The sequence below is a fragment of the Chromobacterium haemolyticum genome, assembly GCF_002081825.1.
In the GTDB taxonomy this organism is placed as follows: domain Bacteria; phylum Pseudomonadota; class Gammaproteobacteria; order Burkholderiales; family Chromobacteriaceae; genus Chromobacterium; species Chromobacterium fluminis.
Genome location: NZ_MUKU01000008.1, coordinates 127,435 through 154,031, shown reverse-complemented (window position 1 = coordinate 154,031; position 26,597 = coordinate 127,435). Strand labels below are relative to the sequence as shown.

Below are 26,597 nucleotides of genomic sequence, written 5' to 3'. Positions count from 1 at the left end.
CTAATACGGTAGGCCAACAGCCACAGCGGCAGTCACGTGGACTGCCGCGAGCAGGAGCTATTGGCGCGTCTATTCGGTAACCAAGCTAGGGAGGGGCTGGCTTCACAGGCAGCCCTCAGGCAAGGCGGAGCGTCCAGCAGGCAGCTGCCGGAACGATCAGAAAATCTGAGGCGAACGGTATTATATATCTAACGCACTGATTTGTCAGAAAAATACAAGGATTTTTCCGGCAATGGCCGAATCAGGCGCGGCGAAGAGGAGGTTTTCACAAAAAAATCAGGGAGATGGATTTATTCGACGCCGCCGTCGCTGTGGTGAAAATCTGATCGGCAAGCCGGTTTCTTCGCCTTGGCGGCGTAGAGTCTGTTCAAAGTTTCGCGAGCCAGGGCGAGACAAGGCAAAACGGCGGAGAAAGCGGAATCCACGCGTGGAGCATGGGCATTTTTAAGACGTACTCGCAAAGTCATGTTTCACGAAGCGAAGCCGATCGTAAACAGATTCTCAGGGGCGGAGCGGGGCCGAGCCGCCGTTTTTGACCAGTTCGGCGAACTCGTCTTCCGGCAGCGGCCGGGCGTAGAGAAAGCCTTGGCCGTGTTCGCAGCCGGCATCCAGCAAGAAACGGCGCTGCGCCTCGTTCTCCACGCCTTCGGCCACCAGGCCGAGGTGCAGGGTTTTGGCCAGCGAGATGATGGCCAGGCTGATGCTGGCCTCGTGCTCGCTGTCCGGCAGGCCGCGCACCAGTGATTGGTCGATTTTCAGCGTTTGCACCGGCAAGCGGCGCAAGTAACTGAGCGAGGAGTAGCCGGTGCCGAAATCGTCGATGGACAGGCCTACCCCCAGCTGGCGCAGTTCGCGCAGCACTTTCAGATGCGCGTCCGGATTGCTCATCACGAAGCGTTCCGTGATTTCCAGCTCGATCTGCCTCGGTGGAATCCGGCAGTCGCGCAGCGCCTGTTTCAGGGTTTGCAGGATGGGGGCGCGCTGGATTTGCGCGCCGGCGATATTGAGGCTGAGTACGCCCGGCGATATGCCGGCGTCTTGCCAGCGTCGCAAGATGCCGCAGGCGTGGCGGATCAGCCAGCTGCCGATCGGAATGATCAGGCCGGTTTCCTCCGCCAGCGGAATGAAGGTGTCCGGTCCAATCAGCCCCAGGCTTGGGTGTTGCCAGCGCAGCAAGGCCTCGGCGCCGACAAGAGCGCCGCTTTGCAGATGATATTTGGGCTGGAATACCAGAAACAGCTCCCGTCTCTCCAGCGCCAGGCGCAGTTCGCGCTCCTGCTCCACCCGCAGCCGAGCGCGCTGGGTCAGCTCCTCGGTGTAAAAGCGGAAGGCGCCCTTGCCGTCGTTTTTGGCCTGGTACATGGCGGCGTCGGCGTTACGCATCAGGGTTTCCGCGTCTTGGCCGTCGCGCGGGTAGATGCTGATGCCCACGCTGCAACCCACTTCCACCTCTTGTTCTTCCAGTTGGAAAGGGCGGGAGCAGGCTTTGACGATTTTGTTGGCGATGTCGATCACCGGGTTGTCGGCCTTTTGGTTCTCCAGCAGGATCAGAAATTCGTCGCCGCCGATGCGGGCCACGGTGTCGTTGGCGCGCAAACAGTCCTTGAGCCGGGCAGCCACTTCCACCAGCAGGCGGTCGCCGGCGCCGTGGCCGCGGGTGTCGTTGATCTGCTTGAAGTTGTCCAGGTCGATGAACAGCACCGCCACACGGCGGCGTTCGCGCTTGGCGGTCTGGATGGCGTGTTCCAGCCGCGACAGAAACAGCAGCCGGTTGGGCAGGGTGGTCAAGGAATCGTAATGCGCCAGCTGCGCCATTTCGGCGGTGGACTTCTTGATCTGGGCGATGTCGGAGAACACGCCGACGTAGTTGCGTACCGCGCCGTCGCCGTCGCGCACCGCGGTGACGGTGAGCCAGGCCGGTTCCACGCTGCCGTCCTTGTGCCGGTTCCATATCTCGCCTTGCCAGCGGCCGTGCTCCGCCACGGCCTGCCACAGCCGGCGGTAGAAGCCGGCGTCGTGGCGGCCGGAGTGTAATACGCGCGGGCTTTGCCCCAGTAGATCGACGCGGGCGTAGCCTGTGAGCGCGCTGAAGGCGGAGTTGACGTCGAGGATGCGCAGGTCGGCGTCGGCAATCATCACGCCTTCCAGCGTGTGCTCGTAGACGGCCGCGGCTTGTTGCAGAGTCTGTTCGCGGAGCTTGAATTCGCTGATGTCCTGCAGGGTGCCGCTCAGGCGGAGGACACGGCCGCGGTCGTCCTGTTCCAGCGCGATGTGGTGGCGCACGTAGCGGTCGCCGCCGTCCGGCAGCAGGATGCGATGGTCAAGTTGAGCGGTTTCGCGCCGGCGCAGCACTTGACGCAGGCAGCGGCGCAGCGGAGGCCAGTCGGCGGGCGGCAACAGCGCGGGCAATTGCGTCAGCGGCGGGGGAGACCGGGCAGGGTCCTGCCGCCACAGTTGATACAGCTCGTCGGACCAATGCGGCGCGGCGTCGCCGCGTCGCCATTCCCAATGGCCGATGCGCGCCTGGGCCAGCGCCTCGCTCTGGCGGCGTTGGGCATCGCTGTGGTGCTGACTGCGGTCCAGAAAGTTGGACAGCATGTCCGCCACCGATTGCAGCATGTGTTGTTCTATCCACAGCCAGCTGAGGGGGGCCGGCGCGCTGACCGCCAGCACGCCGCGCCAGCATTGGCGAGGCCGCAGCGTGGCCAGCAGAGCGCTCTGGCCGTTGTCGCCCAGCAACTGCCGCAGAACGGCGGCAGCTTCCGATCCGTCGGCGCTGTCGTTCAACTGCAAAGTACGCTGCTGGCCCAGCTGTTGTTCCAGCCAGCAGAGCTTGGGACGCGGGATGACCGGGGGTTCGGCCGGAGGGGCGCCCACCCGCGCCTCGCGCCGCCACTCGCGGGCGATGCGCACTTGCTTGCCGTCGACATCGAGCAGGGCCAGCAGGCAGTGGTCCGCGCCGAGGAAGCGGCCCACGCGCTCCAGCAGGCCGCTCATGCGCGCCCAAAGCGGTTCGGCCGGCTGGCTGGCCAGCTCCGCGGACAGGCCGGCCAGTTGCGCGAGGATGTCCAGATGGCGGGTCAGCAATTGTTCGGAGGTGAGCCGGTCGGTGGCGTCGTGGAAGGTCAGCAACAGGCAGTCATGATCATCGGTCCGCAACGGCCGCGCGCGGATGTCTGCATGGCCGGTGTCGCCTTCCGGCCGTCGCAGCGGGATGGCGGCGATTTGGCTGGGCTTGTCCTTGGGCAAGGCCAGCAGCGGACGCAGCGCTTCGGTCAGCCCGCTGCCGGGCGCCAGCGCCGAGAGCGCGACAGGGTAGGCGGGCGCGTCGGCGAGGCCCAGCAACTCCATTAGCGCGGCGTTGGCGTACAGCACTTGCTGGCCTACAGGCTCCAGCAGCAGCACGCCGTCTTCCAATTGTTCCAGCATGGCCTGAGCCGGCGACAGCGGCTTGGGGGAGGAGGGCTGCGCCGGCTGCAGCAGTTGTCGTCCCAGATTATGGGTCATGTCCGTGAGCATCTGCCGCGCTTGTCGTCCGGCGGCGCTGTCCTGCGGCAAGGAGGGCTGAGCGGCCAGCGCGGACAAGATCTGCGCTTCGCCGATGGCGTGGCGCAGCGCGTAATCGCGCAATTGCTCCAGCTGGCGCAACAGGCTGTCCAGCGACGCGCCGGCGGAGAAGGCGGCGTCGTAGCGGGTCAGCAGGTCGCGCAGACGGCGCTGGTGTTTGCCGGCGGCGGACCCGCTGTCGGCGGCGGCTGGTTTCTTGGTCGTCGGCATGAAGTCTCTTTTTGCGCTCGAGCCCGCTGCGCGCGCGCTCAGGTCTTGCTTAATTGTTAGGCGTGGATTGCAAAAAGGCCAACTACTTAATAGCAATATGAGAGGTCGATAACCCCCTCGCGCGCCTTCAAGATGCTCTACGCGCGCGATGAAGCGAGGGTTTGCCCGGACGCCGCCGCGCAGAGGCGTTGCCGGCGGAGTTTTATGAACGCCGGAGCTGGCCGGCCAGAACGCCGACGCGCGCCAGCGCCGCCAGATAGCGGTCGTCCAGCGGATAGCAGCAGGACAGCCGCAGGGCGTTGGGATAGCGGCCGCTGGGGGAGTACAGCGGGCCGGGCATGATGCTGATCTTCTCCGCGATGGCGGCGTGGAACAACTCCACCGCGTCGATGTCCTCGGGCAGCTCCACCCAGATCAGAAAGCCGCCGGAAGGCGCTGTGGCGTGGGTGCCGGCCGGGAAGTGGCGCGCGATCATGCCGCGCACCTTCTCCACGTGGGCGGCGTAGCGCCGCTTCAGCGCGCGCAGATGATGATCGTAGCCGCCGGACTCCAGGAAAGCGCCCAAGGTTTCCGCCAGCACCGCCGGCTCCGCCACGGAGGAGGCGAACTTGAGCTGGCGCAGCGCGTGACCAAAGCGGCCCCCTTCCATCCAGCCTATGCGGAAGTCGGGCGCCAGCGTCTTGGTGTAGCTGGAGCAGACAATGACCCAGCCTTCCTCGTCGAAGGCCTTGACCGCCGGCGCCAGGGTGTCGCCGAACTGCAGCTCGGCGTACAAGGCGTCCTCGATCAGCGGCACCTGGTGGCGGGTGATCAGCCGCGCCAGCCGCTTCTTGGCTTCCAGCGGCATGGTTGCGCCCAGCGGGTTGTGCACATTGGGCATCGCCACCAGCGCGTTGATGCGCTTTTCCGCCAGCAAGAGCTCCACCGCGTCGATGGACAGGCCGGTTTGCGGATCGGTGGGGATTTCCACCGTTTTCAGACCCAGGCTGGCGATCAGCGGCAGCAGGTTGAAATAGGTGGGCGATTCCAGGCCCACGGTGTCGCCGGGCCGGGTCACCGCGCGCAGCGCCAATTGCAGCGCTTCCATGCAACCGTGGGTGAGTACGATGTCCTGAGCCTGCAGGGTCATGCCCAGTTCCAGGCCGCGGCGCGCGATCTGGGTGCGCAGCCGCAAGGAGCCCGGCGGCAACGCGTAACGGCTGACCATGCCGGGCTGACGGCGCAGTATCTGTCCCATCAGCCGGCCCAGCTTGCTGCCGGGATAGAAGTCTCCTCCGTGCGGACAGGCCAGCGCCAGGTCGATGTAATCCTCGTTCTGCTGCGCCTCTAGCACGGTGTCGATCAGGCCCAGCACCTGTGGGCGAGTGGGCGCGGCCGGGCTGCTGAGGGTGGCCGCCGGGCGAGCCGGCGACGGCAGCCGCGCCCGCACGTAGTAGCCGGATTGCGGCCGGGCCTCGATCAAGCCGCGGTCTTCCAGCACCCGGTAGGCGGCCACCACGGTGTTCAGGCTGAGCTGGCGGCTTTGCGAAGTGCGCCGCACCGACGGTAATTTGGCGCCGGGCGGGAGGGTGCCGCGCTTGATGGCCAGCGACAAATCGTCGGCCAGTTGCTGATACAGCGTGGGGGCTTGGGGGGCGACAATGGGTTCCATGGGGACAGCTTGCCGCGCTTGGGCGGCGGTAGACAGACACAGTGCCCATGATAGGCGATGGTGACAGTTTGAGGAAACGCCGCGCTGTCACCACCGCGAAAGGTGACAGCTGCGGCTGTTGGCGTCGCGCACCGCTGCGTAGCATGGATTGGGAAAGCGGGGCCGGGTCGGCCCCTTGTATCGCCACACCGCGCCGCCGGCCGGAGCGGAGCAAGAAAGTGAAGCCCATCATGCCCGAATTCGCCCTACTGTCCTACGTGGCGGTGATGTCCATCACCCCCGGTCCCAATAATCTGATGCTGACCGCGTCCGGCGTCAATTTCGGCTTTCGACGCACCATTCCTCACATGCTGGGCATCAGCCTGGGTTGCGCTTTCCAGGTGTTCCTGGTGGGCAGCCTATTGTCGCTGTTGCTGGACGGCATCCAGGCCGCGCGCTTGCCGCTGGCCTTGCTGGGTTGCGCTTATCTATTGTGGCTGTCCTGGAAGATCGCCCGCGCCGGCCAACCGGAGGCGGGCGCGGCGGCGCGGCCGCTGGGTTTTGTCGGCGCGGCGCTGTTTCAATGGCTCAACCCCAAGGCCTGGGTGATGGTGATCAACGCCGCCATCCTGTTCATGCCGGCTGCGGATGGTCAGCGCTGGCTGGGCGCGGCCATGCTGGCGGCGGTGTTCGCCGTGGTCAATCTGCCCTGCATCGGCGTCTGGGCCTGGGCCGGCGAACGTTTGCGCGCTTGGCTCGCCAGCCCTCGCGCGCTATTGGGCTTCAATCTGAGCATGGGAGTGTTGATGGCCGCCACTGCGCTGTGGCTGTTGTACGACGAGTTCCAGCCGCGCGATCCGGCAAGGGCCGCCGAGATCGCGGCGGCGCCGGCGGCGCCGCAAGCGGTGGGCACGATGTCCGTTTTTGACAGCGGCTTGTCCGTAATCAGCGTTAAATAAAGGCGCGCGAGTCCGTAGCATTCGGGCTGTGTTCAACAGCGTCCGGCCTGGACGCGAGGGAGAAACCGCCATGAAGAAAACCGCCTTGCTGGTGATTGACGCGCAAGAGTCGTTCCGCCACCGTCCGTATTGGAAGGAAGACGAGATTCCGGCCTTTCAGGACAAGCTGCAGCAATTGATCGCCGGTGCCGAGAGACTGGGCGCGCCGGTGATCAACATCCTGCACGAAGACGGCGACGACGCTTTTTCCGCCGAGTCCGGCCTGGTGCGGCCGCTGGAGTGGCTGCGCCACCGGCCGGCAGCCACCTTCGTCAAGCACGTGCACAACGCCCTGACCGATTCCGGCCTGCAGCCCTGGCTGATCCGCCACGGCGTCCAGCGCTTAATCGTGTCCGGCATCCGCACCGAGCAATGCTGCGAAACCACCACCCGGGTGGCGTCCGACCTGGGTTACGAGGTGGACTTCGTCACCGAGGCCACGTTGACCTTCGCGATGACTCATCCGCATAGCGGCCAGGTGTTCAGCCCGGCGGAAATCCGGGCCAAGACCGAGCTGGTGCTGGCCGGCCGCTTCGCCGATATCGTCAGCGTGGAGCAGGCGCTGGCCAAGCTGGCGCGCTGAGCGAGCGGGTATTTGACCGTCGCCATCGCGACTGTCTGATGGTACTGTGAAGCGCTATCTAAAATGAATGCGGCGGGCAGGGCCCGCCGCGCAGCCATGGGAGAATTGCATGCGGCCCACCCTTCCCCCTGACGGCATGCTGGCCTATCGTCTGCTGAGCGGCCCGGACGACGCCGGTTTCTGCCGTCGCGTCAGCGAGGCGCTGGCTTTGGACTATCGGCTGCACGGTTCGCCGGCGGCAACCTTCAACGGCGAGCACGTCATTGTCGCTCAGGCGGTGGTGTGGCCGGGCGCGTCGGCGCAAGGAGGCGACGATGCCGTGGAGTGATTTGCTGCAGGCGTTGGCCATCGTGCTGGTGTGGGGCGTCAACTTCGTGGTGATCAAATGGGGCGTGTCCGATGTGCCGCCCTTGCTGCTGGGCGGCCTGCGCTTCTGTCTGGCCGCGGTGCCGGCCTTGTTCTTCATCCGCAGGCCGTCGCTGCCGTGGCGCTATCTATTGGCTTATGGTCTTTGCGTGGGCGTCGGCCAGTTTGCCTGCCTGTTCACCGCGATCAAGCTGGGCATGCCGGCCGGCCTCGCCTCGGTGGTGCTGCAATCACAGGCTTTCTTCACCTTGATCCTGGCCGGCTTGTGGCTGCGCGAGCATTGGCAGGCCAGCCAGATGGCCGGCTTGCTGCTGGCCCTGTGCGGTCTGGCGCTGATCGGCCTGAGCAAGGGCGACAGCATGACGGCGGTGGGTCTGGGCCTGACCATCGCCGCCGCCTTCAGCTGGGCGCTGTCCAATGTGGTGGTGAGGCAGATGGGCCGCGCCGGCTACCGCGTGCAACCGCTGGGCCTGGTGGTGTGGTCCAGCCTGGTGCCGCCGATTCCGTTCTTCCTGCTGTCCTGGTGGCTGGAGGGGGGCGAACGCATCGCCGCCGCCCTGGGGCATTTCACGCCGCAGGCCTGGTTCGCGGTGGCCTATCTGGCTTTTGTCGCCACCCTGTTCGGCTACGGTTTATGGAGCAGATTGCTGTCGCGCCATCCGGCCGGCAAGGTCGCGCCGTTTTCGCTGCTGGTGCCGGTGGTGGGCGTGTTGGCGTCCGGTCTGTTGCTGGATGAGCGCTTGAGCGCGCTGCAAGCCGCCGGCAGCTTGCTGCTACTGGCCGGTTTGGCGGTGAACGTGTTCGGCGCGCGCTGGCTGGCACGCTTGCGCGCGGGAGCGGCGACGCGTGGCGCTTGATATCTTTTTCGTATTGCCGCCCAATCTGCTGCTGGTGGACCTGGCTGGCCCGGCCGACGCTTTCCGCATCGCCGCGCAACTGGGCGCGCCGTTCCGGTCGCACTACATCGCGCCGGCGTCCGGCGTGCCCACCTCGCTGGGCCTGAGCCTTGAAGGCGTGGCGCCCTTGCCTGAGGTTCTGCCGGACGAGGCGTTGGTGGTGATCAGCGGCGCCGCGCATTCGATCGAGGCTTACGCGCGCCCGGAGGCGCGCGAGATCGTGCGTTGGTTGCGCCGCAGGGTGGATCCCAGCCGCCAGCGGGTGGCCAGTATTTGCTCCGGCAGCCTGCTGACGGCGGAAGCCGGTTTGCTGGACGGCCGTCAATGCACCACTCACCACACTTTGCTGCAGCGTTTGCAGCAATTGGCGCCGCAGGCCAGGGTGCAGCAGAACCGCGTATTCGTGCAGGACGGGCTCGTCAGCAGCAGCGCCGGCATCACCGCCGGCGTGGACCTGGCCCTGCAACTGATCGCGCAGCTCGCCGGGCCGGCGCTGGCGCGCGATGTGGCACGCCATATGGTGGTGTATTTCCGCCGCTCCGCCGGGGACCCGGAGTTGTCGCCGTGGCTGACGCACCGCAACCATTTGCACCCGGCGGTGCACAAGGCGCAGGACTTGATCGCCGCTGATCCGGCCCGCGGCTGGAGGGTGGAGGACTTGGCCGGCCAAGTGCATGTCAGCGCCAGGCATTTGTCGCGGCTGTTCCGCGAGCACGCCGGGGTATCGGTGCATGACTATCACACCGGGCTGCGGCTGGCGCTGGCCAGCCAGTGGCGCGACGCCGGCCTGTCCAAGGAGAAGGCCGCGTTGGCGGCCGGGTTTTCCTCGGCCCGGCAGTTGAACCGGGCCGGCGTAGGCGCTTGCTGATGCGAGCGGGATTTTGTTTTTATTCAAGTTTTGCATGGGAATGCCGATGTTGCGGTTGACGTTCGCTTAGATCGCTTCATAATTCCAGCAATATCCAACGGTATTTGCCATGAAAACGATTCCCAGTATTGCCTGCTTTTTGTCCGTCTTGCTGGGCTTGTCCGCCTGCGCCACCGCCGAGCGTCCGCCGCAGGCCGCCGAAGCGCCGCGCGCCGCCGCGGGGATGACGCCGAGCGGCGTCGGTTTCGTCGGTCCTGGCATTGAAACCGAAGCGCCCAAGGTGGTGGTGAAGGAGGTGAATCCCTATCAGCCCATTGTGGTGCGGGTGGTGGGCAGCGGCGCGGCGCCGTACTCCTCCAGTCTGACGCCGTCGCAGCGCAAGCTGCTGGCGCTGCGCGCCGCTCGGCTGGACGCTTTCCGAGCCATCGCCGAACAGGTTCAGGGCATGAAGCTGGTGGGCAATAGCTCGGTATCGAATATGATCGCCAACAGCGACAGCTTCCGCACTTATGTGGATGCTTATCTGCGCGGGGTCAACATCGTTTCCAACAGCATGAAGCCGGACGGCACCAGCGAGGCCGTGGCCGAAATCACGCTGGATCAGGATTTCTACAAGCAGTTCCGCCAGGCGCTGGACAAGACCGGCAGCGTGATGAAGGCTTCGCAGGAAAACGCCACGTCTGGCCTGCAGTGCGCCGAGGGCAATTGCGGCGCGGCGCGCTACAACAGCAACTACTATATGGCTCAATGATGCGGTTTCGTTTCCGTACCCTGTTGGCCGCCGCGTTTGCGGCGGCTTTTGTTTGTCCGGCCGGCGCCGAGATCATGCGCGCCGAAGGCGTGGCTTCGCTGGACAACGGCGTCGCCGCCGCGCGCGAGCAGGCGCTGCAGGACGCGCTCAAGATGGTGGCGTTGCGCCAAGGCGCGCGAGTAGAGGCTTCGCAGGGGCTAGATTACGGCAAAAGCAGCGAGTCCGGCTCGCTGACGCCGCTGGCGCCGGCGCAGGGCGCGGTCAAGGTGGTGAAGGAGTTCCAGCAGGGCAAGCTCTACCATGTGTTGGTGGAGGTGGACACCGGTAAGCCGTCCGGCGCCGCGCGCGGCAAGGAGCCGGCCTGCGCGATGCCGCCGGGCCGCAGCCTGCGCCGCAAGATCGTCACCACGTATTTCCAGGTGGACCGCCCGGCGGAGGCGTCAGACATGCCGGAGCTGGCCACCGGCCTGCCCACCGAGCTGTCGCGGCGGCTGGGCGCCAACCGCATGTACAGTCTGCTGGACGTCAATACGGTGTCGGTGCTGGCGGATTCGCGCGTGGCCGAACCGGCCGCCGGCGCGGAGATCGCCCGCCGCATCGGCCAATCCGAAGACGCCCAGTTCGTGGTGGCCGGAAGGGTGCTCGCCACCGGCGCTACCGCCAAGGGGCTGCGTAAATCGCTGTACGAGTCCAACAACACCAGTCAGCAGGGCACCTTCTACAACGGGCCGTTCGCCGGCCTGTTCGGCGGCGGGGTCAAGTACGTGCCCACCGAGCGCCAGTTCGACGCCGAAGTCTGGGTGTACGACGCCCTGACCGGCGCCTTGCTGGCCCGCGAGCGGGTGTCGGAGTTGGCCCGGGGCGATGTGACGCCCAACCCGCCGCGGCCGTTCGCCTCGGCGGCGTTCTGGCAGAGCGATTACGGCCAGGCGGTGAGCCGGGCGCTGGATCAGGCGGTGAGCCGGATTGGCGACGTGATCTCTTGCATTCCGTTCTCCGCCCGCATCGTCAAACTGGTCGACGCGCGCCAGGTGTATATCAATGCCGGCTCGCTGGACGGCGTCGCCGTTGGCGATAAATTCCTGGTCTACCAGCGCAAGAGCGCGCAACCGGTGCGGGATCTGATCTCCGGGCGAGAGCTGGGCGTGCCGGAGACCTTGGCCGGCGATGTCATCATCAGCCAGGTGCAGCCTAATTTCGCCGTCGGCGCGGTGCAGTCGCAGGGCAAGGTGAGTGAAGGGGACTATGTGCGCTTCATGCCGCGACGTTAATCCCTGTCGCCAATAAAAAAGCCCGCCGTGAAGGCGGGCTTTTTTTTGCGCCGGCTAACTCAAGCAGGCAGGAAGGCGGTGGCCTCGATCTCGAACAGCATGCCGTCCAGCGCCAGCCGCGGCACCGGGATCAGCGTGCAGGTCGGCGTCGGCAGCGCGCCCCAGGCGGCGCTCAGCAGCGCGCCGAAGGCGTGCAGCCTCGCTTCGCTGTGATCGACGATCAATACCGTCAGCTTGGCGACGTGGGCGAGATCGGCGCCGCCGGCAGCCAAGGCGGCGCGCAGATTGGCCAAGGCTTGGCGCACTTGCTCCTCGAAGCCGTCTGCCAGCTCGCCGGCGGCGTTTTCGCCGCCCTGGCCGGCCACCAGCAACATGCGGCTGCCGGGGTTGACGATGGCCAGATGGGAATAGCCGTTGGGCGCCGGGTCGTAGAGGCCGGCGGGATTGCTCAGGTGGAAGGGGACTGCTTTGCTCATCTGCTTTCTCCTGGTGGCTTGCAGGGCGGCACAGCGCGCCGCCCTGGGGTCAGCGGGTCAGCGGGTTTGCGCGGCGGCGACGGTTGGGCTTTGCATCGCCTCGGCGTAGCCCTGCGGCGCGAAGCGGCGGGTCAGCACCAGCAGGCTGGCGATCAACAGCGCCAGGCACAGCCAGGCCAGATTGAAGCTGGAGGTGGCGTCGCGTATCCAGCCGGCGGCGAACGGTGCCACAGCGGCGATCAGATAGCCGATCCCCTGCACGAAAGCCGACAGCTGGCCGGCGTTGCGCGCGTCTTCGTAGTGGTGCAGCGTCAGAATCATGGTCAGCGGGAACAGGCCGCCCACGCCCAGGCCCAGCAGTGCCACCCACAGCAACAGCAGGCCGCCGTGCGGCGCAAGCACCATGCCCAGCAGGCCGGCCAGCACCGCCAGCAGCACCAGAGTCAGCCAGCCGCGCATGTCATGGCTGCGCGCTGACAGCAGCGGAATGGTCAGACCGGACACCACTTCCATGCCGGTCATGAAGCTGAGCATCAGGCCGCCTTGTTGCTGGCTCCATCCCAATTGCACGAACAAGGCTGGCAACCAGGCCAGCGAGCTGGCGTACACGGCGGTGCCGATGCCGAAATAGAAGGCCAGCAACCAGGCGCGCGGGATCTGGCTGAATTGCGGCGAGCGGGCGGCGGAGCCGCCGCCGGGGGCGCCGCGCGGCGCGCTCAGCAGCCAGCAGGGCAGCGCCAGCACGGCCAGCGCGGCCCAGGCGGCCAGCCCGTTCTGCCAGTGCGCGCTATGCGCGGCCAGCCAGGGCGCGCCGGCGGCGGCCAGCGAGGCGCCGCCCATGATGGCAGTGATGTAGAAGCCCATCAACGCGGAGACCTTATGCGGGAAATGCTGCTTGATGAAGCCGGGAATCAAAGCTTGGGCTAGCGCGATACCGATGCCGGCCATCAAGGCGGTGGCCAACAGCGCGCCGAAGCTGGCGGGGAGCCAGCGCAGCGCGCTGGACAGCAGGATCATTGCCAGAGCGAGGGCCACGCCCAGGCGCGCGCCGGCGCGGCGTTCCAGCCAACTGCCCAGAAAAGCGCCGGCGCCCATGGTGGCCACTGGCAGAGTGGTTAGCAGGGAGGCGTCGCTGAAGCTCATGCCGGTGGCGTGGCGCAACTGATCCAGCAAAGGGCCGATGGCGGCGAGGGCGGGACGCAGGTTGAGGCCCACCAGGATGATGGACAGCGCCAGCCACAGCGGGCGCTGAACGGGAGTGTCTTGCTTCATGAAGTTTTGCCTTCGGTGGGAATGGTGCGAGCTTGGGGCGTCGCTTCGGCTTGCGCTTCTCCGGGGAAGCTTTGCAGCCATTGGCTCAGCAGCGCGGCCAGTTGCTCGCGTTGCGGCTCGGCCAGCGCGGACAGCGCGGTTTCCTGGGTGGCGATGTGGGCGCTCATCGCCCGTTCTATCAGCTCCAGCCCGGCCGGGCTCAAACGGATCAGCATGCCGCGGCGGTCGTTGGGGTCGGGCAGGCGCTCCACCCAGCCGGCGTTCTCCAGCCGGTCCAGCCGCTTGCTGACCGCGCCCGAGGTCAGCAGCAGCGTGGTGTAGAGCATAGTGGGCGATAGCTGATAGGGCGCGCCGGCGCGGCGCAGTGTGGCCAGCACGTCGAATTCTCCGTCCTTGAGTCCGAAGCGGGCGAAGTTGTCGGCCAGCGCGCGCTCGACATGGGTGACTAGCCGCGCCAGCCGGCCGATGACGCCTATGCTGGCGCTATCGAGGTCGGGACGCTCGCGTCGCCACTGGGAAATGATGGTGTCGATCTTGTCCATGGCGGCGATTATGTCATGGGTATGTATTCCTGGGAAGATATTTTACTTAAAGTATCTTTATATGAAGTTATGCGAGGGCATGACGCGTTGTGGCCATTTACCGCTTCAGCTGTCTGGGTGCAGCCAGGCGGATTTGAAATCGAACCACCCCAGGCTGTTGAGGCGCACGCCCTGCATCTGCGCCGGGCCCTGCAAGCGCAGCCAGTTGTGAAACAGCGGCAGCATCCAGCGTTGTTGGACCACGGCGGCGGATAGGTCCTGAGCGTGGAACAGGCCCTGGCGCCAGCCTTGGCGCCATTGCGCCAGCGGCAGCGCCGGCTCCAGGCAGCGGCGCAGCAGCGGGGTGCCCAGCACCCAGGCGGCCACAGAATATTCCGGCTGGGTGGCGAAGTTGACCGAACCCAGCCACAAGTCGACCTCGGCCTGTCCCTGTTCCCAGTCGGCGTAGGGCAGCGCGCGGCACTCCAGCGCCACGCCGTGGGCCTGAAGACAGCGAGCCATCGCGGCGGCGATCAATTGGTACTCCGGGTGCTGTTCGTAATAGGCCAGCCGCAGCGTGCTCAGCCCGGCCGGCGGCTGCAGGTTGAGGGGGGGCTGGGTGTGGTGCCAGTTGGGGAGCAAGCCTGCGGCCGGGGCCCAGTACTGGCGCACCGCCGGCGCGGTTTCATGCATGACGGCCAGCGGCGCCAGCGTCTGGGCCAGCGAGTCGCGCAGCGCCGCATCGTGCATGCGGGGCGAGCGGCCGTCGGCAAGCAAGAAGTAAACGCCGGACTCCAGCGCCATTTCGGTTTGCACGCTGGGCTCGCGCGGGTTGATGCGTACTTCCAGGCCGCAGACCTGGCCGTCGCCGTGCTCCAACTGCTCGCCCAGCTCCGGCATCATCCAGATGTCCACCTGGTCCAGCAGCGCGCGGTAGCCGAAGTAGTCGTCGAAGGCTTGCAGGCACAGCTGGTGTCGGGTGTTGGCGGCGACGCGGTAGGGGCCGGTGCCCACCGGGCGGGAGGCGAAGTCGGGGCGCGAGGCGTGGTCGGCGGGCAGGATCAGCGCGGCGCTGTCGGCCAGCAGCCAGGGCAGCCATTGATCGGGCTCGCTCAATTCCAGAGCCAGGCTGCGCGGCGATAGCGGCCGCACCGCGCTGAGATGGGAGAACAGCGGCAGCGCGCGCAAGCGCAGCAGCGAGGCCTGGACATCGGCGACGCTGAGTTCGACGCCGTCGTGCCAGCGTACCGCCGGGCGTAGGTGAAAATGCCATTCCAGCGGGCCCTGCTGGTTCCAGTGGTGGGCGAGATCGCCTTCCACTTCCCCTTTTTCCTCGTTTATCCGGCTTAGACCGTTGAAAATCTGCCCGACCAGATGGCGTTCCGAGCGGCGCAGCGGCGTGCCGGGGTAGAGATTGGGCAAGGGCCGATAGTAGGGCACGCCCAGTACTTGGCGGTCCTGGCTCCAGCGCTTGCCCAGTCGCGCCAGCAGCAAGGGCGCCAGTTCGCCGCGATCGTCGCCCAACAGGTCCACCGCCTGTTCCACCTTGCCTTGTTCCAGCAGTTGCGCGGCGCGCTCCCGTTGCAACTGCTCCGGGGCTTGCAGAAAGCTCAGCCGCGAGCGCATGCCTCGGCCGGCCCGCGCCTGCCATGCTATCCAGCCTTGAGCCTGCATCTGTTGCAGCAGGCTGCGCATGTGACGGCGGGTGCAGAACAGCAGATCGGCCAGCTGTTGCAGCGAGACGGCCTCGGCCTGGCCGGCGAAATGGCGGTGGAGTTTTTGGTATTGCTGGGCGAGCCGCGCGGACATAAGGGGAAATTTCCTGATCTAAAGTCAGCAATTTTTATTGCCTCATATTGCGCCGACAATACTCGCATCCACAGCGGGAGTCCACAGCGATGAAAACCGAACAAATCTTATTGTTTTACCAGCGCTTTCTCGACGGCAAAAAGCCGGTGCTCGGCCTGACGCCGCAGGCGGCGCTGGCTAGCTTGAATGAGTTGATGCAATGGGAGCCGCCGGCGGGCGGCGATGCAAAAAAAAAGCCGGGCGAACCCGGCTTGGAAGGTACTGAGGAGAACGAGGGAGTTCAGCGTAAGTAAGGCAGGTAGGGCGCCTCCTCGCGGATGGCGTAAGTCTTGCCGCCCAGGGTCACGCTGAAATTGCGCGGGCCGGAAATCGGCAGATAGTAGACCACGGCCAGGCTGACGCTCTGGCCAGGCGCCAGCGTCTGCCACGACGGCAGCTTGACCGAAACGCGGTGAGCGTCGCCCTTCAGGCCGCCGATATTGTTGCCGCTATGCCCGACGCTGATCACCTTGAGCCCGAAGCCGGACTGGTCGGCGAAGTTGGCTGGCGCCGAGGTGGGCACGTCGAACTGGAACTCGGTGCCGCCGGGCAGGCTGCTGCCGGAGCGGTTGGTGATGGTCAGCTTGGGGTTGATCGGATAATTGCTGTCGCCCAGCGCGAAACCGTCGAGCGAGAAGCCCACGTCGATAGCCGCGGTGGCCGCTGGCGCAGCGGCGGCGGGCTTGACGTTGACGGCGGCGGGTTTGCTGAAGGCGTTGTACAGCAGGCTGGTCAGCGTGGTGCCAATGAAGTACTCGCCCTTGCCGCCGTTGCGGTCCTGTTTCCAGTCGTAGTCGCCGGCCAGTTCCCAGAACATCACGCCGCCGACGTTGTTGGCATCGACCCAGGCGGCTTTCTTGGCGATGGACTGTTCATCCTCGGTGGACAGGAACACCTTCTTGCCGGCGTTCCACAGCCACGGCGCGCTCAGGGTGTCGTTGTAGAAGCGCTGATAGCTGCCGTTGAGCTGGTTTTCCGGCTTGCTCGGGTCCAGGTAGGCGGACAGATAGCTGCCGGCCTGGTTTTTCTCCAGGTTCTTGGCGTGCCACATCGGGTTGGAGCCGGCGCCCACTTCGCGGTCTTGTTCGTCCAGGTCGTGCCACAGATTGTCTATGCCCACTGCGCCGTCGCCGCAGGTTTTCAGGCCGGTCGGGCAGTTGCCGCCCACCGACGTGCCCCACAGCCCATTGCTGCCGCCGTTGACGTTCTTCCAGCCGCGGGTGTAGTAGGGCACGCCGATATTGACGCGCGCCGCCGGTAGGCCGCCGCGGTAGTAGTGGTAGGACCAGTCGGTGTTCAAATAGCCGATGCCGCCGTATTGCGCGGTGGTGTACACGCTCCAGCGCGCCAGTTCGGCATCCTTGCCGTCATCGTAGAGCGCGGCGTTGGGGCCGACGAACTCGTTCCAGGCGCCGTGCAGGTCATAGGACATCACGTTGACGAAGTCGAAGTTGCGCAGGCTCTGGAAGGCTTCCATGCCGCGCAGCAGATAGCCGGAGGCCGGCACCGCGGCGGTGAGCTGGTAGTAGCGGCCGTCTTGGGAGGCGGCGCGGTCCAGCCGTTCGCGCAATGTCCGCGTCAGCGCGTTGAAGCCCTTGTTCAGCGAACCGCGGCGGGCGTTGGCCACGCTCCAGTCCAGCGGGTTGCCGGCGTCGTTCATCGAGGTGGGGTATTCGAAGTCGATGTCCACGCCGTCGAAGCCGTATTTGCGCAGGAAGGCGACGGCGGAGTCGGCGAAGGCGTCGATGCCGGCCTGGTTGACGCTGCCGTCGGCGTTGATGGTCATGCTGTAAAAGCCGCCGCTGTTGACCCGTTTGCCGTCCGCGCCGAAGTAGCCGCCGGTTTCGGCCCAGCCGCCCACCGAAACCAGGGTTTTGACGCCTGGATATTTGCGCTTGTACTGGGTCAGCAGGTTGAAGTGGCCCTTATAAGGTAGGCTGGCGTCCATCTCAGCGCCGGGCACGCCCGGCCAGCTCATGTCGGTGGCCGGGTTGCCGGGATTGTTTTCGCCCACCGACAGCCGGTTATTGCCGTCCACATGGGCGAAGGCGTAGTTGATGTGGGTGAGCTTGCCCCAGGGGATGTCGCTGGCGAGGTAGGCCGGCTGGCCGTTCTTGCCGGTGCGCCAGCTGGTGAAATAGCCGATCAGCCGTTTGCGGCTGCCGTTGGCCAGCTGTTCGGCGCCGCCTTTTTGGTAGGCCGCGCAATAGGGCACGTCCACGCCGTCGGTGCGCGCCAGCCCTTCCGGCCGGCACAGCGCGTTGCCGGTGGGCGGCGGCACTTGCACCAGCGGCGGTTCGGTCGGGTTGCCGCCGCCGTCGCACTGGCCGATCAATTTCCACGGACTGGCGTCGCTGGCGGAGGGCGTATTGCCCTGGGTCCACCATTTGGCCTCCCAGGTCTGGCCCTCGTAGCTGACGCGCTGGCCGCCGGTGTAGATCGAGCCGGCGCTCCAGGCCGGGTCGGCGCAGCTGGCGGCCGCGGTTTTGATTAGGCTGTCGCGGGCGGCGGAGGCCGGCGCTTTGGCGGCGGTGGGGGCGTGCTGGGCGGCCAGCAGCGCGGCGCCGGCCACGGCGGTGCCGGCCAGGCCGGTTTTCAGCAGCAGTAAGGCTTTGCTCACAGTCCATCTCCTTCTTGGAAAAAGGCGGGGGCGAAAGGCCGGCGGGAAGTGCCGACTTGTATTTAAGTTGTATTAAAGTTGTATGTAAGTGGTATTGGGTCTAAGCATGTGCATGGAGGGACTAAGCACACACCTGTTCTTTTTTTCAGGTGTATTTACGCGGCTGTTTGCTAGTTCCAGAGCGGGAGCGAATTTCCCAACCGGCCAAAGCCCGGCTGGGCGGCGCTTACGCTGTTTGGGGGCTGGGGAGGGGAGCGGTGCGGCGGACGGAATGCTGCAATGCGGCACGCCGGCCGTGAATAATGGCGAAGCGAGCGAACTGTCGTTTTTTCGCGGCAGGAACTGTCGAAACCGGTTTAGTCGAAGCTCAGTTGACTGCCGGCGGCTATGGGGTGCTGGCGCGCCAGCGCGTGGCGGGCGTAGCCGGTGCAGTGACAGGCGTGCAGGCGTTCCGGGCCCAGGCGTTGGAAATAACGACGGGTCCGCCAGACGCGCCAGGGGTTGGCGCTGCGCAGGTGGAAGCCGCCTATCACCGCGTGGACGCGGGGTTCGGCGCACACTTCGCGCGCGTAGTCGACGATGTGGCGGATGCCGGAATGAGCGCAGCCGCTGAAGACGATCAGGCCTTGCTCGCCGCGGTAGACCAGAGCCGAGTCGTCGGTCACCGGGTCCGGCCGGTGGCCGCGCGCGTCGATTAGGCGGCCCAGGGTGCCGCGCCCTTCGGCGTGGCGCAGCCGCGGAATCTGACCGAGGAAGACGTAGCGGCCGGCGAAGGCGTGCGGCTGGGCGTGTAGTTGCAGCTCGAAGCTGGCTTGCAGATCGGCTTCGGCCAGCGGCGAGCCCAGCTTGCGCAGCGTGATCGGCCCCAGCCGCGCTTCGCGCGCTCGGAAGGCCTCGGGGTGGGCCAGCAGCGGCAGCGGCGGCGCCGCGCGTTCGCGCAGCAGCCGGCTTAGCGCCGGCAGGCCGCCGCTGTGGTCGTAATGGCCGTGCGACAGCACCACCCGGCTCAGCGAGGCGAGGTCGACGCCCAATTGGCTGGCGTTGTATAGCAGCGCGTCGCTGCGGCCGGTATCGAACAGGATGCGCTCTTCGCCGTCCTCGATCAGCAGCGCCAGGCCGGCTTCGGCGATCAGGTCCGGCCGCAGGCTGTGGTTTTCCGCCAGAACGGTGACGCGCATGGTTTATTGGCCGCGCATGAACAGCTTGTCCAGCTCGCGCATGGACAGCCGGGTCCAGGTGGGGCGGCCGTGGTTGCACTGGCCGGAGCGTTCGGTGGCTTCCATATCGCGCAGCAGCGCGTTCATCTCCGGCAACGTCAGTTGTCGGTTGGCGCGCACCGCGCCGTGGCAGGCCATGGTGGCCAGGAGTTCGTTGCGGCGCTCGGTCAGCACTTGGCTGAGGCCGAATTCGCGCACATCCTTCAGCACTGCGCGCGCCAGGTCCACCGGGTTGCCGTCCTTCAGCCACACCGGCACGCCGCGCACGGCGATCTGGGTGGGGGACAGCGGCGCCAGTTCTATACCCAGCCGCTTCATCTCCTCGCCGTGTTCGTGGGCGGTGGCCACTTCCATGCGGTCGGCAGCGAAGGACACGGGCAGCAGCAAGGGCTGCATTGGAATGGTGTCGGCCTCCAGCGCGGTTTTCAGTTGTTCGTAGACGATGCGTTCGTGGGCGGCGTGCATGTCCACCAGGATCAACCCGTCTTCGCACTGGCTGAGGATGTAGACGCCGTGCAGTTGCGCCAGTGCGAAGCCCAGCGGCGGAATGCCGTCCGCGCTTTGCGGCAGTGCGGCCACGCGCTGCGGCGGCAGGCTGTATTCCACCGGCGCCGGCGCGGCGGCCTGGGCGCGTTCTTCCTCGCGAAGGCCGCCGAACAGCTTGTCGTATATGCCGGTGGCTTCCCTGGCCACGTGCAGCGGCATCGCTTGCTGCTGGTAGCGGAAGCCGGCTTGCGGCGAGGAGCCGCTAGGGGCCGGAGCGGCGGGGCGGCTGAACGGTTTGTCGAACAGCGGCGCGGATTCGCCCTGGGCCAGCGCCGGTTCTACTGCCTCATCTGCGCCGGCGATCTGAACGGTAGGCGCGGCGCCGGCGGTGGTGCTGGCCAAGGCCTTGTGCACGCTGTGGAACAGGAACTGGTGGATGGCTTGCGACTCGCGGAAGCGCACTTCGATCTTGGTCGGGTGCACATTGACGTCGACGCCGGACGGCTCCATGGTCAGGAACAGCGCGTAAGCGGGGTGGCGCTCGTGGTGCAGCACGTCGCGATACGCCTGGCGCAGCGCGTGCAGCGCGGTCTTGTCGCGGACGAAGCGGCCGTTGACGTAGAAGTACTGGGCGTCGCGGCTGGCCTTGGAATAAGTGGGAGAGGCGACAAAGCCGCTGAGCGTCAGCGGGCCGGCGGCGGTGTCGATCTCGATGGCGGCGGCGACGAAGTCCTTGCCCAGCATCGCGGCCACGCGTTCGGCCAGGCTTTGCGCCGGCAAGCGCCAGATCACTTTGCCGTTGTGGCGCAGCATGAACTCCACATGGGGGTGGGCCAGCGCGATGCGCTCGAAAACGGCTTCGCAATGCGCGTATTCGGTATTCTCGCTTTTCAGGAATTTGCGCCGCGCAGGGGTGTTGAAATAGATGTCCACCACTTCAACGCTGGTGCCGGGCGCGTGGGCGGCAGGCTCCACCGGGTGCAGCGCGCCGTCGATGGCGATGACTTGATGAGCGTGTTCCGCGTCCGGCGGCCGGCTGACGAGAGTCAGCCGCGACACCGAGGCGATGCTGGCGAGACCCTCGCCGCGGAAGCCCAGCGTGGAGACGTTTTCCAGATCGTCCAGCGAGGCGATCTTGCTGGTGGCGTGGCGGTCCAGCGCCAGCGCCAGGTCTTCCGCCGCGATGCCGCCGCCGTTGTCGGTGACGCGCAGCAGCTTGATGCCGCCCTGGGCCAGGTCCACCGTAACCTTGGTGGCGCCCGCGTCCAGGCTGTTTTCCAGTATTTCCTTGAGCGCGGAAGCGGGGCGTTCCACTACTTCGCCGGCGGCGATCTGGTTGACGAGGTGGTCGGGCAGGCGTTGGATGCGTTTCATGGGCGGCATTGGGGCGTGATGTCAAAGCAAAAGGCCGCGCTACGGCGGCCTTGTCGATTCTACTACGGATCAGCCGCGGGCGGCCGCACGCTTGTGGCGCCAGATTTCAATCAGCCCCGGCAGGAAGGAAACCAGAATGATGCCGAAGATCAGCAATTCCAGGTTTTTGCGAACAAAGGGCAGGTTGCCGAAGAAATAGCCGGCGTAAGTGAAACCTACCACCCAGGCGATGGCGCCCACCACGTTGTAGCGCAGGAATTGCGGGTAGTGCATCTTGCCGATGCCCGCGACGAAGGGCGCGAAGGTGCGCACGATGGGCACGAAGCGGGCGAAGATGATGGTCTTGCCACCGTGGCGCTCATAGAAGGCGTGGGTGCGGTCCAGGTATTGCGGCTTCAGGATGCGCGGGAATTTATCAAACAGCTTCATGCCGACGTTGCGGCCGATGGCGTAGTTGGTTGCGTCGCCGAGGATGGCGGCGACAATCAGGAGCAGCACCAGCAAGTGCGGGTTCATCTGGCCCATGGCGGCCAGCGCGCCGGCGACGAAGAGCAGCGAGTCGCCGGGCAGGAAGGGGGTGACCACCAGTCCGGTTTCGCAGAACACGATCAGAAACAGAATGGCGTAGATCCAGGGGCCGTAGGTGGCCACCAGCTGGGTCAGATGAGTGTCGATGTGCAGGATGAAGTCGATCAGAAAAGTGATGGCTTCCATGATGTCGTTGCGCTCGGTAAGGGTGCTGCTCGGGTTGAAAGTACAACTGGCCGGACAAGCCGGCCAGCTATCAGAACCTTTTAAATTGAGGTTCATGAGAGAAGTGGTCAGACGACCGCTTCTTCTTTTGGTTTCACCGGCTTGATCATGTGCTCGCGTTTCACGCCCAGCCATAGGGCGATCGGGCTGGCCACCAACACCGACGAGTAGATGCCGAACACGATGCCGATGGTCAGCGCCATGGCGAAGCCGTGCAGCGCCGGGCCGCCGAACAGCAGCATGGACACCACCATCATCTCGGTGGAGAAGTGGGTGATGATGGTGCGGCTCATCGTCGCGGTGATGGCGTTGTCGATGACCTCGGCCACGCTGTGGCCCTTCATGCCCGGTTTGCGGAAGTTCTCGCGGATCCGGTCGAACACCACCACCGATTCGTTGACCGAGTAACCCAGCACCGCCAGGATGCCGGCCAGCACGGTCAGCGAAAACTCCCAGCGGAAGAAGGCGAAGCAACCCAGAATGATCACCACGTCGTGCATGTTGGCGATGATGGCCGCAATGGCGAACCGCCATTCAAAGCGGATGGCCAGGTAGATCATGATGCCCACGCACACCAGAATGGTGGCGGTCAGGCCATGAGTCACCAGTTCCTCGCCCACGCTGGGGCCCACGAAGTCCACTTTGCGCAGCTGCACGCCGCTGTCGGCCGCCTTGAGCATGCCCATCACTTTTTCCGACAGCTGGGCGGAGGTGACGCCCGGCTTGTTGGGAAGGCGTATCATCACGTCCCGGCTGCTGCCCAGGCTCTGCACCGTGGATTCGCCCAGCTTCAGCTCGTCCACTTTGTCGCGGATGGCGCCGAGGTCGGCGGACTGCTGGTACTGCACTTCCAGCACGGTGCCGCCGGTGAACTCCACACTGTAGTTCAGGCCGCGGGTGGCCAAAAAGAACACGGCCAGGATGAAGGTCACCAGCGAGATGGCCGTGGTGAGCCGGCCGTAGCTCATGAACGGGATATCCCGTTTGATGCGGAAAAGCTCCATGTCCGGTCCTTATCCTTTGTTTTCCGGTTTCCACACCTGGCCGATGGCCAGCGTGGTGAGTTTGCGGCGGCGGCCGTACCACAGGTTGACCAGGCCGCGGGAAACGACTACCGCGGAGAACATCGAGGTCAGGATGCCAAGGCTGTGCACCACGGCGAATCCGCGCACCGCGCCGGAGCCGAAGATCAGCAGCGCGAGGCCGGCGATCAAGGTGGTGACGTTGGAGTCCAGAATGGTGTGCCAGGCGTGGGTGTAGCCGGCCTGGATCGCCGAGTGCGGCGGCACGCCGTTGCGTAGTTCCTCGCGGATGCGCTCGTTGATCAACACGTTGGCGTCGATGGCCATGCCCAGCGCCAGCGCGATGGCGGCGATGCCGGGCAGGGTCAGCGTGGCCTGAATCATCGACAACAGCGCCAGCAGCAGGAAGACGTTGATCGCCAGCGACAGCGCGGAGAACACGCCGAACATGCCGTAGTACAGAATCATGAAGGTAGCGATGGCTGCAAAGCCCCACAGCGTGGCGTGGAAGCCCTTCTCAATGTTTTCCTGACCCAGGCTCGGGCCGACGGTGCGTTCTTCGACGATGTTCATCGGCGCGGCCAGCGAACCGGCGCGCAAGAGCAGCGCGGTGTCGTTGGCTTCTGCCGGGTTCATGCTGCCGGAGATCTGTACGCGGCCGCCGCCGATTTCGGAGCGGATCACCGGCGCGGTGACCACTTCGGCGCGGCCTTTTTCCACCAGCACCATCGCCATGCGCTTGCCGATGTTCTCGGCGGTTACCTGACGGAAGATGGAGGCGCCGGCGGAGTCCAGATTGATGTGGACGGCGGGCGCGCCGTTTTCGTCGAAGCCGGCCTGGGCGTCGTTGATGTTGTCGCCGGTCAGCTCAACGTCTTTGCGCACCAGGATTTTCTGTACGCCGCGCGAGGAGGCTTCGTCCAGCAGCTCGTAGCCTGCGGGCACGTTGCCGGCCATGGCGTCGGCCATCTTGCTTGGGTCATCCTCCACCATGCGCACTTCCAGGGTGGCGGTGCGGCCGATGATGTCCTTGGCGCGAGCGGTGTCCTGAATGCCGGGCAGCTGCACGACAATGCGGTTCGGGCCGTTTTGCTGAATGATGGGCTCGGAAGTGCCCAGCTCGTTGACGCGGTTATGCAGCGTGGTGATGTTCTGTTTGACCGCGTCGCCCTGGATCTTGGTGATCTCCTCCGGCTTTAGGGTCAGCGTCAGCCTGTAGTTGCTGTCGTCGCTCTTGACGGTGAGCGAGGGCAGGCTGCGGTAGACCACGTCCTGGGTGGATTTCAGCGTGTCGGCGTCGCGCAGTTGCACTTCCAGCGTGTTGCCGTCGCGTTTGATCGCGCCGTAGCGGACTTTCTTGTTCTTCAGTTCGCGGCGCAGGTCGCCGGCGTAGCGTTCCATCGTCTTGTCGATGGCGGCCTTCATGTCCACTTCCAACAGGAAGTGCACGCCGCCGCGCAGGTCGAGGCCGAGGAACATCGGGTGCGCCTTCAGGCTGGTCAGCCAGGCGGGGGAGGCGGACAGCAGGTTCAGCGCGATGATGTAATTGTCGCCCAGCGCGTGCTGGATGGCGTCGCGCGCCTTCAACTGGGTGTCGGCGTCCTTGAAGCGGACTCGCAGGCTGGCGCCGTCAAGGAACAGGCCGTCGGGAGAGAGGTTTTGCGCCTTCAGCGCCTCTTCCACGCGCGTCATCACGGCGGTGTCCACCGGAATGGATTGGCGCGAGCTGGAGACCTGGACCGCGGGAGTCTCGCCGTAGAAATTGGGTAGCGTGTAGATCGCGGAAAGGATCAGGGCCACCGCAATGACGAGGTATTTCCAAAGAGGGTAGCGGTTCATGTTTTAGTTCGGGAAAAGAAAATGAACCGGCCACCGGCAGCGCGCTGCGGTGGCCGTCGGCTGAATCCTTAAAGCGACTTCAGCGTGCCTTTTTCCAGCTTGGCGGAAACCGAGCCGCGCTGAACGGTGATTTCCACGCCGTTGGCGATTTCCAGAGTCAGGAACTGTTCGCCGATCTTGGCCACGCGGCCAACGATGCCGCCTTGGGTGGCGACTTCATCGCCCTTCTGAATTTCCGACAGCATCTTCTGATGCTCTTTCATGCGCTTCTGCTGAGGGCGAACCATCAGGAACCAGAACAGCACGAAGATGGCGATCATCGGCAGGAAACCCATCAGATCGAAACCTCCTACTGCGGTGCCGGTGTTGGCGAAGGCGGGGCTGATAAAGGACATCAAACTACTCCCTTAGATATATTTGTTATGGCTGGTCAAAATAAACGGACCATTGTAGCCATGCTGGTCCGCTTTTTCCAATGCTTGCAACGGTCAGGCCTGTGACAGACCGAGACAGCGAGTGGTTCCTTAGTTGACGCCGCGGGCGCGCTTGGCGGCGAACTCCAGGCGGAAGTCCTCGAAACGGTCTTCCTCGATGGCGCGGCGCATCTGGCGCATCAGCTCCTGGTAATAGTGCAGGTTGTGGATGGTGTTAAGGCGGGCGCCCAGAATTTCGCCGACGCGGTGCAGGTGGTGCAGGTAGGCGCGGCTGAAGTTGCGGCAGGCGTAGCACTCGCACTCCTCATCCAGCGGGCGCTTGTCGTCCTTGTAACGCGCGTTCTTGATCTTGACGTCGCCCCACTGGGTAAAGATCCAGCCGTTGCGCGCGTTGCGCGTGGGCATGACGCAATCGAACATGTCCACGCCGTTGGCCACGCCGTGCACCAGGTCCTCCGGCGTGCCCACGCCCATCAGGTAATGGGGCTTTTCCGCCGGCAGCATGTCCTTCAGCTCGGTCAGCATCCGGTACATTTCCGGTTTGGGCTCGCCCACGGACAGGCCGCCGATGGCGATGCCGTCGAAGCCAACCTGCATCAGACCTTCCAGCGACTCCTGGCGCAAATCGGTATATAGGTTGCCCTGGACGATGCCGAACAGCGCGTTGGGGTTTTTCAGGTCGTCGAAGGTGCGGCGCGAGCGCTCGGCCCAGCGCAAGCTCATCTGCAGAGACTTTTGCGCGGTGGCGTGGTCCACTTGGCCCGGTGTGCACTCGTCCAGCTGCATCACGATGTCGGAGTTGAGCACGGTTTGAATCTTCATCGAGATTTCCGGGCTCAGGAAAAGCTTGTCGCCGTTGATCGGGCTTTGGAAGGTGCAGCCTTCCTCGGTCAGCTTGCGCATATCGGACAGGCTGAACACCTGGAAGCCGCCGGAGTCGGTGAGGATGGGCTTGTCCCAGCCGATGAACTCGTGCAGGCCGCCGAACTGCTCGACGATCTCCAGACCCGGGCGCAGCCACAGGTGGAAAGTGTTGCCCAGGATGATCTGGGCGCCGATATCGTTCAGCTCGACCGGGCTCATCGCCTTGACCGAGCCGTAAGTGCCCACCGGCTGGAACACCGGCGTCTCCACGGTGCCGTGGTTCAGCTCCAGCGTGCCGCGCCGCGCGCCGCCGGAGGTTTTATGTACGGTAAACTTCAGCATGATTTCGGGGATTGCTCTGGTATGTTTGTTTAGCAAAATCAGCCGGCTAGTATACCGTAAGCCGCGCCCGCTGGGGCTTTGTCGCGGTTTCTTCCTCACGGCGGATGAAAAAACGCTTGCCAAGTGTAGCGGGCTTGTTTAGTATTCGCAGCTCGACGACAGGCACGTAGCTCAGCTGGTTAGAGCACCACCTTGACATGGTGGGGGTCGTTGGTTCGAGTCCAATCGTGCCTACCAAAATTCAAACGCATGGAGCGTTACAAGTGTCCAACTTGCGAACTACCACAACCCGACATACTCACGCTAGCTGAGCCTTGCGGGTTGTTCCATGCAAAAAAAGTGCGGCTCAGGCCGCACTTTTTTTTATCCTAAGCTTTCTAAAAATTTCT

The 26,597-nt window shown here is 65.2% G+C and carries 22 protein-coding genes and 1 tRNA gene; 9 read left to right on the top strand and 14 right to left on the bottom strand.

All coding sequences use genetic code 11. The annotated features are described in order from the left end of the window. Nucleotides 1-501: 501 nt before the first annotated feature. Entirely contained in the window at nucleotides 502-3,777 is a 3,276-nt protein-coding gene (locus B0T39_RS08145; RefSeq protein WP_081545628.1) for a sensor domain-containing protein, read from the bottom strand. A gap of 202 nt (nucleotides 3,778-3,979) precedes the next feature. Next, a complete protein-coding gene (locus B0T39_RS08140) occupies nucleotides 3,980-5,428 on the bottom strand; it encodes a PLP-dependent aminotransferase family protein (RefSeq protein ID WP_081545627.1) in 1,449 nt (482 codons plus the stop codon). A gap of 230 nt (nucleotides 5,429-5,658) precedes the next feature. On the opposite strand from B0T39_RS08140, the gene B0T39_RS08135 reads away from it, so the two are divergent. From B0T39_RS08135 to B0T39_RS08105, 7 genes are all read left to right on the top strand, one after another. Further along, a complete protein-coding gene (locus tag B0T39_RS08135) occupies nucleotides 5,659-6,366 on the top strand; it encodes a LysE family translocator (RefSeq protein WP_081545626.1) in 708 nt (235 codons plus the stop codon). Nucleotides 6,367-6,436: 70 nt separating this feature from the next. Beyond that, nucleotides 6,437-6,988, top strand: coding sequence for an isochorismatase family protein (locus B0T39_RS08130; protein ID WP_081545625.1), 552 nt, complete (start codon nucleotides 6,437-6,439; stop codon nucleotides 6,986-6,988). Between the two features lie 109 nt (nucleotides 6,989-7,097). Next, nucleotides 7,098-7,316, top strand: a complete 219-nt coding sequence (locus B0T39_RS08125; protein ID WP_081545624.1) for a DUF1737 domain-containing protein — start codon at nucleotides 7,098-7,100, stop codon at nucleotides 7,314-7,316. Further along, nucleotides 7,303-8,211 (top strand): EamA family transporter, encoded by a 909-nt coding sequence (locus tag B0T39_RS08120; protein ID WP_081545623.1) that lies wholly within the window; start codon nucleotides 7,303-7,305, stop codon nucleotides 8,209-8,211. Before B0T39_RS08125 ends, B0T39_RS08120 begins: the two co-directional genes overlap by 14 nt. Beyond that, nucleotides 8,201-9,118, top strand: a complete 918-nt coding sequence (locus B0T39_RS08115) for a GlxA family transcriptional regulator (protein ID WP_081545622.1) — start codon at nucleotides 8,201-8,203, stop codon at nucleotides 9,116-9,118. The genes B0T39_RS08120 and B0T39_RS08115 overlap by 11 nt, the downstream gene beginning before the upstream one ends. Before the next feature lie 109 nt (nucleotides 9,119-9,227). Beyond that, entirely contained in the window at nucleotides 9,228-9,869 is a 642-nt protein-coding gene (locus B0T39_RS08110; protein WP_081545621.1) for an LPP20 family lipoprotein, read from the top strand. Continuing rightward, the gene (locus tag B0T39_RS08105) at nucleotides 9,869-11,140 is read left to right on the top strand and encodes a flagellar assembly protein T N-terminal domain-containing protein (protein ID WP_081545666.1); all 1,272 of its coding nucleotides are present in this window, start codon (nucleotides 9,869-9,871) and stop codon (nucleotides 11,138-11,140) included. Before B0T39_RS08110 ends, B0T39_RS08105 begins: the two co-directional genes overlap by 1 nt. Nucleotides 11,141-11,199: 59 nt before the next feature. On the opposite strand, the gene B0T39_RS08100 is transcribed toward B0T39_RS08105, so the two are convergent. The 4 genes from B0T39_RS08100 to sgrR all read right to left on the bottom strand — a co-directional run bounded on the left by B0T39_RS08100 (nucleotide 11,200) and on the right by sgrR (nucleotide 15,218). Further along, a complete protein-coding gene (locus B0T39_RS08100) occupies nucleotides 11,200-11,616 on the bottom strand; it encodes a RidA family protein (protein WP_081545620.1) in 417 nt (138 codons plus the stop codon). A 57-nt stretch (nucleotides 11,617-11,673) separates the two neighbouring features. After that, nucleotides 11,674-12,888 (bottom strand): cyanate transporter, encoded by a 1,215-nt coding sequence (locus tag B0T39_RS08095; protein WP_176219516.1) that lies wholly within the window; start codon nucleotides 12,886-12,888, stop codon nucleotides 11,674-11,676. After that, on the bottom strand, nucleotides 12,885-13,430 hold the full coding sequence (locus B0T39_RS08090) for a MarR family winged helix-turn-helix transcriptional regulator (protein WP_081545618.1): 546 nt from the start codon (nucleotides 13,428-13,430) through the stop codon (nucleotides 12,885-12,887). Before B0T39_RS08090 ends, B0T39_RS08095 begins: the two co-directional genes overlap by 4 nt. Before the next feature lie 105 nt (nucleotides 13,431-13,535). Then, nucleotides 13,536-15,218 carry an HTH-type transcriptional regulator SgrR gene (gene sgrR, locus B0T39_RS08085; protein WP_081545617.1) on the bottom strand — a complete coding sequence of 561 codons (1,683 nt, stop codon included), beginning with the start codon at nucleotides 15,216-15,218 and terminating at the stop codon, nucleotides 13,536-13,538. Nucleotides 15,219-15,307: 89 nt separating this feature from the next. Here sgrR and B0T39_RS08080 point away from each other — a divergent pair, with 89 nt between their 5' ends. Next, on the top strand, nucleotides 15,308-15,511 hold the full coding sequence (locus tag B0T39_RS08080) for a hypothetical protein (RefSeq protein WP_081545616.1): 204 nt from the start codon (nucleotides 15,308-15,310) through the stop codon (nucleotides 15,509-15,511). On the opposite strand, the gene B0T39_RS08075 is transcribed toward B0T39_RS08080, so the two are convergent. From B0T39_RS08075 to tgt, 8 genes are all read right to left on the bottom strand, one after another. After that, nucleotides 15,499-17,877 carry a chitinase C-terminal domain-containing protein gene (locus tag B0T39_RS08075; RefSeq protein WP_081545615.1) on the bottom strand — a complete coding sequence of 793 codons (2,379 nt, stop codon included), beginning with the start codon at nucleotides 17,875-17,877 and terminating at the stop codon, nucleotides 15,499-15,501. The genes B0T39_RS08080 and B0T39_RS08075 overlap by 13 nt on opposite strands. 356 nt (nucleotides 17,878-18,233) lie before the next feature. Continuing rightward, the gene (locus tag B0T39_RS08070; RefSeq protein ID WP_081545614.1) at nucleotides 18,234-19,055 is read right to left on the bottom strand and encodes an MBL fold metallo-hydrolase; all 822 of its coding nucleotides are present in this window, start codon (nucleotides 19,053-19,055) and stop codon (nucleotides 18,234-18,236) included. A 3-nt stretch (nucleotides 19,056-19,058) separates the two neighbouring features. Next, nucleotides 19,059-20,954 (bottom strand): DNA mismatch repair endonuclease MutL, encoded by a 1,896-nt coding sequence (gene mutL, locus B0T39_RS08065; protein WP_081545665.1) that lies wholly within the window; start codon nucleotides 20,952-20,954, stop codon nucleotides 19,059-19,061. Between the two features lie 69 nt (nucleotides 20,955-21,023). Continuing rightward, nucleotides 21,024-21,668, bottom strand: coding sequence for a DedA family protein (locus tag B0T39_RS08060; RefSeq protein ID WP_081545613.1), 645 nt, complete (start codon nucleotides 21,666-21,668; stop codon nucleotides 21,024-21,026). Between the two features lie 107 nt (nucleotides 21,669-21,775). Next, nucleotides 21,776-22,711 carry a protein translocase subunit SecF gene (gene secF / locus B0T39_RS08055; RefSeq protein WP_081545612.1) on the bottom strand — a complete coding sequence of 312 codons (936 nt, stop codon included), beginning with the start codon at nucleotides 22,709-22,711 and terminating at the stop codon, nucleotides 21,776-21,778. Between the two features lie 9 nt (nucleotides 22,712-22,720). Next, nucleotides 22,721-24,568, bottom strand: coding sequence for a protein translocase subunit SecD (gene secD / locus B0T39_RS08050; RefSeq protein ID WP_081545611.1), 1,848 nt, complete (start codon nucleotides 24,566-24,568; stop codon nucleotides 22,721-22,723). A 68-nt stretch (nucleotides 24,569-24,636) separates the two neighbouring features. Beyond that, complete coding sequence (yajC, locus tag B0T39_RS08045; protein ID WP_081545610.1) at nucleotides 24,637-24,963, bottom strand: preprotein translocase subunit YajC; 327 nt, start codon at nucleotides 24,961-24,963, stop codon at nucleotides 24,637-24,639. A 129-nt stretch (nucleotides 24,964-25,092) separates the two neighbouring features. Beyond that, a complete protein-coding gene (gene tgt, locus B0T39_RS08040) occupies nucleotides 25,093-26,208 on the bottom strand; it encodes a tRNA guanosine(34) transglycosylase Tgt (protein ID WP_081545609.1) in 1,116 nt (371 codons plus the stop codon). A 160-nt stretch (nucleotides 26,209-26,368) separates the two neighbouring features. Here tgt and B0T39_RS08035 point away from each other — a divergent pair. Then, nucleotides 26,369-26,445 (top strand) — tRNA-Val (locus tag B0T39_RS08035). Nucleotides 26,446-26,597 lie beyond the last annotated feature (152 nt).

Bases quoted from the DNA above. Each gene is read 5' to 3' on its own strand.
- B0T39_RS08145 (WP_081545628.1), bottom strand. From the start codon at position 3,777: ATGCCGACGACCAAGAAACCAGCCGCCGCCGACAGCGGGTCCGCCGCC.
- B0T39_RS08140 (WP_081545627.1), bottom strand. From the start codon at position 5,428: ATGGAACCCATTGTCGCCCCCCAAGCCCCCACGCTGTATCAGCAACTG.
- B0T39_RS08135 (WP_081545626.1), top strand. From the start codon at position 5,659: ATGCCCGAATTCGCCCTACTGTCCTACGTGGCGGTGATGTCCATCACC.
- B0T39_RS08130 (WP_081545625.1), top strand. From the start codon at position 6,437: ATGAAGAAAACCGCCTTGCTGGTGATTGACGCGCAAGAGTCGTTCCGC.
- B0T39_RS08125 (WP_081545624.1), top strand. From the start codon at position 7,098: ATGCGGCCCACCCTTCCCCCTGACGGCATGCTGGCCTATCGTCTGCTG.
- B0T39_RS08120 (WP_081545623.1), top strand. From the start codon at position 7,303: ATGCCGTGGAGTGATTTGCTGCAGGCGTTGGCCATCGTGCTGGTGTGG.
- B0T39_RS08110 (WP_081545621.1), top strand. From the start codon at position 9,228: ATGAAAACGATTCCCAGTATTGCCTGCTTTTTGTCCGTCTTGCTGGGC.
- B0T39_RS08105 (WP_081545666.1), top strand. From the start codon at position 9,869: ATGCGGTTTCGTTTCCGTACCCTGTTGGCCGCCGCGTTTGCGGCGGCT.
- B0T39_RS08100 (WP_081545620.1), bottom strand. From the start codon at position 11,616: ATGAGCAAAGCAGTCCCCTTCCACCTGAGCAATCCCGCCGGCCTCTAC.
- B0T39_RS08095 (WP_176219516.1), bottom strand. From the start codon at position 12,888: ATGAAGCAAGACACTCCCGTTCAGCGCCCGCTGTGGCTGGCGCTGTCC.
- B0T39_RS08090 (WP_081545618.1), bottom strand. From the start codon at position 13,430: ATGGACAAGATCGACACCATCATTTCCCAGTGGCGACGCGAGCGTCCC.
- sgrR (WP_081545617.1), bottom strand. From the start codon at position 15,218: ATGTCCGCGCGGCTCGCCCAGCAATACCAAAAACTCCACCGCCATTTC.
- B0T39_RS08080 (WP_081545616.1), top strand. From the start codon at position 15,308: ATGAAAACCGAACAAATCTTATTGTTTTACCAGCGCTTTCTCGACGGC.
- B0T39_RS08070 (WP_081545614.1), bottom strand. From the start codon at position 19,055: ATGCGCGTCACCGTTCTGGCGGAAAACCACAGCCTGCGGCCGGACCTG.
- mutL (WP_081545665.1), bottom strand. From the start codon at position 20,954: ATGAAACGCATCCAACGCCTGCCCGACCACCTCGTCAACCAGATCGCC.
- B0T39_RS08060 (WP_081545613.1), bottom strand. From the start codon at position 21,668: ATGGAAGCCATCACTTTTCTGATCGACTTCATCCTGCACATCGACACT.
- secF (WP_081545612.1), bottom strand. From the start codon at position 22,711: ATGGAGCTTTTCCGCATCAAACGGGATATCCCGTTCATGAGCTACGGC.
- secD (WP_081545611.1), bottom strand. From the start codon at position 24,568: ATGAACCGCTACCCTCTTTGGAAATACCTCGTCATTGCGGTGGCCCTG.
- yajC (WP_081545610.1), bottom strand. From the start codon at position 24,963: ATGTCCTTTATCAGCCCCGCCTTCGCCAACACCGGCACCGCAGTAGGA.
- tgt (WP_081545609.1), bottom strand. From the start codon at position 26,208: ATGCTGAAGTTTACCGTACATAAAACCTCCGGCGGCGCGCGGCGCGGC.